Annotated in this window: 9 protein-coding genes and 1 pseudogene; 4 read left to right on the forward strand and 6 right to left on the reverse strand. The window is 33.5% G+C overall.

Annotation, left to right across the window (positions count from 1 at the left end):
- From U860_RS0128415 to U860_RS0128430, 4 genes and pseudogenes are all read right to left on the reverse strand, one after another.
- Window positions 1-234, reverse strand: a pseudogene (locus U860_RS0128415) (AAA family ATPase); the annotation flags it as partial.
- Between the two features lie 80 nt (window positions 235-314).
- Entirely contained in the window at window positions 315-1,004 is a 690-nt protein-coding gene (locus tag U860_RS0128420; RefSeq protein WP_025151161.1) for a hypothetical protein, read from the reverse strand.
- 1 nt (window position 1,005) lies between these two features.
- Entirely contained in the window at window positions 1,006-2,064 is a 1,059-nt protein-coding gene (gene cotS / locus U860_RS0128425; protein ID WP_025151162.1) for a spore coat putative kinase CotS, read from the reverse strand.
- Between the two features lie 24 nt (window positions 2,065-2,088).
- Window positions 2,089-3,225 carry a glycosyltransferase family 4 protein gene (locus U860_RS0128430; RefSeq protein ID WP_025151163.1) on the reverse strand — a complete coding sequence of 379 codons (1,137 nt, stop codon included), beginning with the start codon at window positions 3,223-3,225 and terminating at the stop codon, window positions 2,089-2,091.
- Between the two features lie 152 nt (window positions 3,226-3,377).
- Between U860_RS0128430 and U860_RS0128435 the strand changes: the two genes are divergently transcribed.
- From U860_RS0128435 to U860_RS32175, 3 genes are all read left to right on the forward strand, one after another.
- Window positions 3,378-4,481, forward strand: coding sequence for a CotS family spore coat protein (locus U860_RS0128435; protein ID WP_025151164.1), 1,104 nt, complete (start codon window positions 3,378-3,380; stop codon window positions 4,479-4,481).
- Window positions 4,482-4,631: 150 nt separating this feature from the next.
- Window positions 4,632-4,781: a helix-turn-helix domain-containing protein gene (locus tag U860_RS36685; RefSeq protein ID WP_231595916.1), complete on the forward strand. Its 150-nt coding sequence runs from the start codon at window positions 4,632-4,634 to the stop codon at window positions 4,779-4,781.
- 31 nt (window positions 4,782-4,812) lie between these two features.
- Entirely contained in the window at window positions 4,813-5,451 is a 639-nt protein-coding gene (locus tag U860_RS32175; RefSeq protein WP_240184501.1) for a transposase, read from the forward strand.
- 843 nt (window positions 5,452-6,294) lie between these two features.
- Here U860_RS32175 and U860_RS0128445 read toward each other — a convergent pair.
- Together U860_RS0128445 and U860_RS0128450 are read right to left on the reverse strand one after the other, a co-directional pair.
- Window positions 6,295-6,813 carry a hypothetical protein gene (locus tag U860_RS0128445; protein ID WP_081806970.1) on the reverse strand — a complete coding sequence of 173 codons (519 nt, stop codon included), beginning with the start codon at window positions 6,811-6,813 and terminating at the stop codon, window positions 6,295-6,297.
- Between the two features lie 143 nt (window positions 6,814-6,956).
- Window positions 6,957-7,199 carry a hypothetical protein gene (locus U860_RS0128450; RefSeq protein WP_025151166.1) on the reverse strand — a complete coding sequence of 81 codons (243 nt, stop codon included), beginning with the start codon at window positions 7,197-7,199 and terminating at the stop codon, window positions 6,957-6,959.
- 301 nt (window positions 7,200-7,500) lie between these two features.
- Between U860_RS0128450 and U860_RS0128455 the strand changes: the two genes are divergently transcribed.
- Window positions 7,501-7,911, forward strand: a complete 411-nt coding sequence (locus tag U860_RS0128455) for a hypothetical protein (protein ID WP_025151167.1) — start codon at window positions 7,501-7,503, stop codon at window positions 7,909-7,911.
- Window positions 7,912-8,634 lie beyond the last annotated feature (723 nt).

Genomic DNA, 8,634 nt, shown 5'->3' on the forward strand with positions numbered 1-8,634 from the left:
TTCGTCCTCTTCTTCTTCTTCTTCGGCTTCTTCTTCGCCCTCCTCTTCTTCTTCGGCTGTAAAGATAACTTCTGTTTCATCAAGATATTGAATTTCAACCTCTACACCATTATGTGTGCCAGATTGAATCATTTCAGTTAGAGATTTTAGAACTTCCTGTATATCCTCATCCGAATTAACACTAAAACCATTCTCAACATCTAGTTTTATTTTTGCTCTTTTCACATCGGCCATTTACCTAACTCCTTCGATATAGATTTATATATACTATGTTGAAAGAATATGAAAAGCTTAATATATTTGCGGAATTTTCATTATTCGTTTTCCTTGGCGTTCTTTACTAATTTCGCTAGCCATGGACTTTTTGATGATTGATCGTGAGGAATAATTTTGACTTTTACTTTCGGCTTTTCTATTTCAGTTAAAATGACCTCATTTTGTTCCTGGTTTCGCCTTTCTAGCTCTATTACATTTTGAATCCCTTCATCATTTATTTCATCAATTTTTGTAGTTTTTGGCGGGATTTGCTTTTCTAGCACTATCAATCCATTTTTGGGTAACTCTACTGCTAGCCATGGACTTTTTAATGGTTGATCGTGAGGAATAATTTTGACTTTTACTTTCGGCTTTTCTATTTCAGTTAAAACGACCTCATCTTGTTCCTGGTTTCGCTCTTCTATTTCAGTTAAAATGATCTCATTTTGTTCCTGGTTTTGCTCTTCTAGCTCTATTACATTTTGAATTCCTTCATCATTTATTTCATCAATTTTTGTAGTTTTTGGTGGGATTTGCTTTTCTAGCTCTATCAATCCATTTTTGGGTAACTCTACTAATTCTATTTCTTTAATAACCACTAAATTCTCTAGTACAGAAGATTCATTTAGTACAATATTTTTTTGTTGCTCATACTCGGACAATTCCCATCCCATTGGTCCTGGTGGAGAAAACACAAATTTCTCTAAATCTAAAATAGGAATCACTATCTCTTCCAGTTCTGGCTTCATTTTATTTCCCCCCACTATTGCTCTTGATTTCGTGGTAAATATCAGAAAAATTTTGTAAAAATTCTTCCTTAGAATCTTCAAGTGCAATGATATTTTGCAATGCCCAAATATACTTTTCATCAGACCAAGAACGCTTTTGTCCTAAATAGTATTTATGTGCAATTGAACAGAATAAGTGAGGAAACGATAAATCGGTCCAAAGAACACGAAATTGTTTTTCTGATAAGGAATTTTCCGAGTTATAGGCACTTAACATATGAATTGCTAAATTAGTATCCCAAACTGACATTTTTTTCATTACTTTATTTAAAATAATACGTAGGTCTCTTACGGGTAAATCACTTGTAATAGAATGTAGCTCTTTCATAAACATAGCATCATCTATTTCTGCAAATCTTGCCAAAGTAAAATCCTGCTGACAAAAACTTTTAGATGCAATAACTTCTTTTGTCCATTGGTCATAATATGGCTCATTTATTTCTTGTAATGCTTTCTTACCACGTGCTAACATTTTATCGGCGTACTCTAAAAACATAGTTGAAAACAAATCATTTGGAAAAGAGAGTGCAATCCTTTTGTTTCCTTCTAATTCTTGTAATTTCCATCTGAATAATTTATGCCATTTTCCTAATCGACTTCGTATTTTACTTTCCTGCATCGGAATATACCCTTCCGATGCTTGATGAAATTTCCCTGCATATATTAGTACCTTCTCTAATTGTTCTTTATTATAATAAATGACTTCTTTCCCTTGATGTTTATCATATAGTACATACGCATACTCATCAGATCCAATACAAAATCCCCCTCTTTTTGTTTGGTGAATTTTTGTAATCGGTAATCCATTTTGAAGGAGATGTAAATGGGCTCCAGCAATAAATAGCATCCTTTTTGGGTGCATATGTGCTTGTTTTAATATTTTTAATCCTTCTTCTGTTTCAACTTCCCAAATCGTTCTCCCACTTCTGCTTGACTGGAGAATGATATTACTTACTTCAAATGGATAAAAGCTAAGTACCTTTTTTAAATGTTCGCTCTCTAATCCAGTTGTTTCTTCCAATTTTCATCAGCCCCCTCTTAAATTCTATAAAATTTCCCCATACACTTTCATTAGATCCATGGCAACTCGGTTCCAACTAAATTCTTTTTCAACTTTCGCACGTCCATATTTCCCCATCTGTTTTCTGTTATTTTCGCTATTCAATAGATTAATTATTTTTTCTGCATATGCATCAGGATTCTCAAAGTCACTGACAATATATCCATTTTTCCCTTCTTCAATTACCTCAGGGTTACCACCTCGGTTACTTGTAATAATTGGTAATCCCGCTGCCATTGCTTCGTAATGTACCCTAGCAAGAGGCTCTTGCCACTGTGAAGAACAGACAAAAATATCTGACATAGCGTAAAGTGTTGAAATATCCTTCGGCTTAACAAATTTAATAAAGACTACATTTTCTGGAAACATTGCGCCTAAGGTATATAAATGTTTTACATAATTATTTACATTGTCATCTCCAAACCATTTTGAACCAATAAAAACCATTACAATGTCTGGATTTTCCTCAATGATTTTAGGAAGAGCTTGTAGCAAAACATGAGGACCTTTTACTTTGCTCAAGCGTCCAACAAACAAAACCACTTTTTTATTTTGTAAATTTAACAGTTTTTGTACATGATTTTTAACTTTTGTACCATTCACGGTCCATGAAGGATAATATTCATTTACATCTACACCAGAATATACTGTTTTTGTCTTAGGTTTTGCGGTTTGAAAGCGCGAGGTTATTGTTTTTCCTATATAATCACTAACTGTTACAATTTTGGAAACAGCTGCAATACATGCTTCGCCCTCTTTATCACTTATCTTTTCATATGCAAACATTTCATTATGCACACTTAACACAAATTTGGTCTGTGGTGCCGCCTCACGTAAAATCGTAATCCAATTGGGACGATTACATAAATGAACCACATCATACTTTTCCTGTTTCAAATGTTTAATAATATAAGGCAGATATTCCTCTTCTGGAAAACGTATATACCTTACACCACCATTTTTTTCTTCTGGTTTTAAATTAGGATCTGTTATAGAAATAACTGTCACATTTTTTCCATTTGAAGCAATAATGGAAGCAACAGAATCTATATAAATTTGAATAGCTCCACCTCGTACAGCTGGCACAGGTAGCTTTTCAGTAGATATTATCGCAATTTTCACTTAATCTCCCCCCTGTTTCATAAAAATGCAATCCTCTTCATATATTACGAAGAAACCCTTATGTTTGTGAGTTATCAATTATTTTTCATTCTTTATAATTAAATTTGGTAAACATTACTTTTTCTTCTTAAAGGCAAATGGCTAGAACAAAAATGGCCATATACCATACAGTAATAAGAGAGTATAAAAGGATGGTGACATATTTGGAGAATCACAATGAAGATGCGGTATATACATTATCACCCGAAGAGGAGCAAAAATTAGTAGTATTGGCAGAGACAATGATTAAACATTGGGATATTGATGCGACTACAATCGAATTAGTACAAGGTGGACAACTGGCCTTAGTCTGGAAAATTCATACTACAGATGGACCATTTTGCTTGAAGAGAATTCATCGCCCTGAAAAAAAAGCCTTATTTTCCATTCATGCTCAAGATTATCTCGCCAAAAAAGGCATGCGTGTTCCAAGCATAATTCCAAGCAAACTGAATCAGTTATATACAAAACACGGTCCATTTTTATTTGTTGTTTATGAGTGGATTGAAGGAAGACCGTTTGAGCTTACAATGCAAGAAGATCTTGAAATGATTATGAAAGGTCTAGCGGATTTTCATGTAGCTTCTATTGGCTACAAACCGCCACCAGGCATACCTATCTTTACAAAGCTGGGACGTTGGCCCAATCATTACATTAAAAGATTTCAGCAGATGGAAATTTGGAAAACTTTATCCACAACTATGCCGGATGACCCATTTTCACAATTTTACTTAGCTGAAATTGATGCTTTCATTTTAGAAGCAAAACATACACACCAAAGACTATTGGAATCTGAATATACAAAATGGACTGATGAATTACAAACATTCCCCAATTTATGTCATCAAGATTATGGAACAGGAAATTCCTTATTAGATCCAAGTAATCAAATTTGGGTAATTGACTTAGATACAGTTTCTTACGATCTCCCTATTCGAGACTTGCGTAAAATGATTATTCCTTTACTAGATACAACTGGTGTTTGGAATGAAAACCAATTTCAAATTATGATTAACGCATATGAGTCAGTTTCTCCTTTAACAGCAGAGCAGAAGAAAATTATGTTTATTGATATGCTATTTCCATACGAGTTATATGATGTAATTCGTGAAAAATACGTCAGAAAATCACCATTACTTGCTGACGAACTTGCTGGAGCTATGGAATATGAAAGGATAAAGTCAAAAGCTTTAAATATATTAATAGAGGAATTTTAACGAACTTCAGCCAGAATTCTCCTTCCTCCACGCGCAGCATAGGTGGGAGATGAATGGCCCGACCTAACAAAAGTACTTCTGAGTGGTAAAGCATCGTAAAATTTGTTTATAACAGAGTTATTAGAACAAACGTTCGGAGGTGACGGCATAATGAAATTGAACTCCAGGTTTGAAATCCATCCTACAGAAGAACAACAACATACATTAGAGAGATGGATTTCCATTTGTCGTCAGCAATATAACTCTGCTTTGCTAGATAAACAACGATATTATAAACAAAAAAGACTTAACACGGTATGAATTACAAGATCAGCAAAAACTTGATAAAAAGATATATCATTTCTTAAAAGAGGTTCCTTCGCAACCTCTTCAAGAAGTGTTTGCACGCTTGGAAAAAGCCTATAAAAAGTTCTTTAAAAAGGATGCTGGCTATTCAAAAAGGAAAAGTTTTAAAGAATATCGTTCTATTACTCTTACTCAATTTGGTATGTTCAAATATAAAAAGAAGGATGGTTCGTTGTGTACAAGCCGTCGTATGTGTTCTCTCACAAAAGGCGGTAAACTTCTTATCTCGAAATTAGGGGTCATTGATATCAAATGGCACCGTAAATTAGATGGTTGCGTTAAACAAGTTGTCATAAAGCATCAAGGGAACCGTTGGTTTGCGATTTTTTGTGTTGAAAAACACGTAAACCAAGGTTCTATTTGTAATGCAACTAAAATAACTGGTATTGATGTAGGCATCAAAAAATTTGCGGTTCTATCTTATGGAGAAGAAGTTCAAAATCCTACGTTCCTACGCAAAGAAGAGCGTAAATTAAAACGTGCGCAACGTAAACATTCAAAAATAAAAAAAGGTTCGAAGAACTGGTACAAGCAAGTAGCCAAAGTACAACAAATTCATACGAAGATAGCGAATCAATGTAAGGATTTCTTGCACAAACTAAGCTTCAGATTAACCAACAGCTAGGGTGTAATTTGTATAGAAGACCTAAAAATCAAAAATATGGTACGTAACCGTCACCTAGCAAAATCCATCCACAATGCAGCGATTAACATTGAAAAAGCCGGCTTAACGCAAATTGCGTATCAGCCAGCTTTTTCAATGTACACAACATCTATATAACTGTAGGGCAAGGTCTTGTCCGAACAGTATAATCTACGCCTGTGGAGAGCGTGTAAGACCGGATCTCGTAAGGGATAGGCAATGCTTGTAGAATCAGGAAGCCCCACTTCAAGCGGTGATAACCGGTAAGTGGTGGGTAGTTCACTAGAGACATTTAACTTACACAGACTGTACAATTCCAAATAAATTATGTACAAACCAACTTTATTTTTGATGGAGTAGCTATTCCTGATTATGGAAGATATATTCAACAAAAATCCTTAAGTGCCCTTGAAAGATTATGAGTATGAAATAAATAGCAATGCTTTTCCTTTTCACATGGCACAGCTCTATTGCGGAATACATGTCCCTCTGAAAAGGAGTTGGTAGAATAGCCCCTTCAATATAGTATGTTTAACAATTCCTTATGTGCAAATAAAAAGAGCATCCACAATTGTTGGATGCTCTTATATATAAAGTGGCTTCCCCCACACTCCAGTATATGCTTGTCATTCTCAAAGGGTGTAAACAAAAAGACACCTTATTCAGGCGCCTTCTCAAAATATAAGGGGGAGCTCTAACGTACAGATTAACACTTCCCGATGTCACTGCTATTATATGCTTGATACATTTTCGATTTAATTTTGCTATATAATATAATTAAAAATCATTCGTTGCCCTATTGTTTTTTACATTTTAACGAGAAAACTATTCTACATCACCAATTGCTTGAATAGACTCAAGTCTAACATTAATTTTGTTCGGAAAACCTATAATATTACCAGTTGAATTACTTGCTACTTCTATATTTGATCCAATAACAGTAACTAAATTTCGACTCACATTCATTATAAAACCTTTAATATGAATTCCTTCTAAAAACAATACAGTACGTAAATGAAGCAACTGATAAGCATATAAAAGTTCTCTAATCTCATTTGTTAATTCTGCAAAATTATTACTAGAACTATTCACTACTGAATGATAAGAAGAAGATCCCTTTAATTCTAAAGAGGTGTTAGAGGACATTTTTGATTCTAATAAAACATCAGAAGATTTTTCCGATTCTAATAAAGCATCAGAAGATTTTTCTGATTCTAATAAAGCATCAGAAGATTTTTCTGATTCTAATAAAACATCAGAAGATTTTTCTGATTCTAATAAAGTATCATAATTCCTTCCTGATTTAAATGGAGCGATAAGAGGAATCGGATTTATATCAAACAATCTAAATTTACGTTTACCATTATCAGAATTAAAACAAAACTGACACACCTATACCCCTCCTATAATAAGTATGTATTATATAGTAAACACATTATACAAAAATGTACTGGGTATTTATAATACCCAGTACATTTTTTAATTTATTATGCTCCTCGATCATCACTTACCGCTAAAATGCTACTAATCATAACACTAATTTGGTTTGGATTTTCAAGAGCCCCACCATTTGCATTACTTTCTACTTCAACGCCTTTACGAAGAGTAACGAAATCTGTTCCAATTTGTGTAATAAAGCCTTCTACGTGGAATGATGGTAAAAATAATACAACTCTCGCCCCAACCAATTGAAATGCTTGCAACAGAGTTAGAATTTCATTATTATCCATTCTCTATCATCTTCCTTTACTTCTAATTTTGACACCTAACAATGTAATTCTATTAAATTAACTTATTATTAGTTATCAAAATAAAATATGTTCAAGCATAAGAATTGAAATAGACAAGTTGGCAAATATTTTTAGTAATACATTATTAGAATGTAGTGTTTAAAGAATGATTAATAAAAAGATCCTTATTAAACAAATTTCATAATTAAATAAAAAATCCACACTTAACTAGACTCATATACGCACACCATCCTTTCTAGACGAGCATAAAATGTACTAACGAACGAAAGGGGGTAATATTATGGGTTTTGGTTTTGGTGGAGGTTGTGATTTCGACAGATGTGATGATCGGAGAGATCATCACAGAGATCATCACAGAAAAGAAGAAAATCATAGACATGAGAATAATAATCCAGAATTATTACAATTCTTAAGAACATTAACTCCTGGTACTTGTATTGTTATTCAATATGATCGTCAACCGCCTACAAGTGCAACATTCCAAGGTTTTCAAGGAAACAACGTCATTATTTTATCTGACTTTGATTGTTTCCCAGGATTAGCACGTATTGCGGTTAATAGAATTAACGTAATCTCTATAAATTCACCTGATTGTGATCGTTTCTGTTGCAAACGTCGCAGACATTGCAGAGAATGTGATGAGCATGAGCATAAACATGAACGCGAACATGATCGTAGAGATGATTTTTAAAAATTAATTAATAGAAAAATCTTTCCTTTAATTTATAAGCCAACTTGCAAGAAAAACACCTATTAAAAAATAGGTGTTTTTCTTTTCTAAATTTCACCTAACTGAACATAAATAACAAACCATTTTATATATCGGACATATACTATTGTAAGGTCGGCATCCAAATGACCCAAATAAATACCCATGCCAAGAAATAAAACTACAAAGTATTTCTTGGCACCTTCTACATAAAATATTAACAACAATAAATTTAATAAAAAAAGAGCACCCATGGCAGTGGGTGCTCTTTTTTTGATAAGGAGTTTTAACTGTGTATCAAAATAGAATAGAAATGGTTGAACTCGTCCTACATTTTAATATATGCTTGTTCTTCCCGGAAGGTGAAAAACAAAAAGGACACCTTAATTAGGTGTCCTTTCGGGATGTAAGGGGTAACTACATGTTAGAAAAGCCTTTCTGTATCATTGTATGATTATCAATTCTCGTTATAACTAAAATAGGTTTTAAATACATTTATTGTGTAAACTTTCAGGAGCGAATCTCACTGCGACTGCGCTAACCTATCGTTTGAAGTCCCTAGATTTCTTTGGATTATACATATGAACTTTTTCATTTATAGTTGTTGCTCTTGGTCTGCCATGTGCGACAGGTTCAGTTAGTATTGTGAATTTAATCATTAAGACTAATAACCTCACTTTCTTCTAGTTGCGATAGGTAAGACTT

It is taken from the genome of Bacillus sp. H1a, assembly GCF_000633475.1.
GTDB lineage: Bacteria > Bacillota > Bacilli > Bacillales > Bacillaceae_G > Bacillus_A > Bacillus_A paramycoides.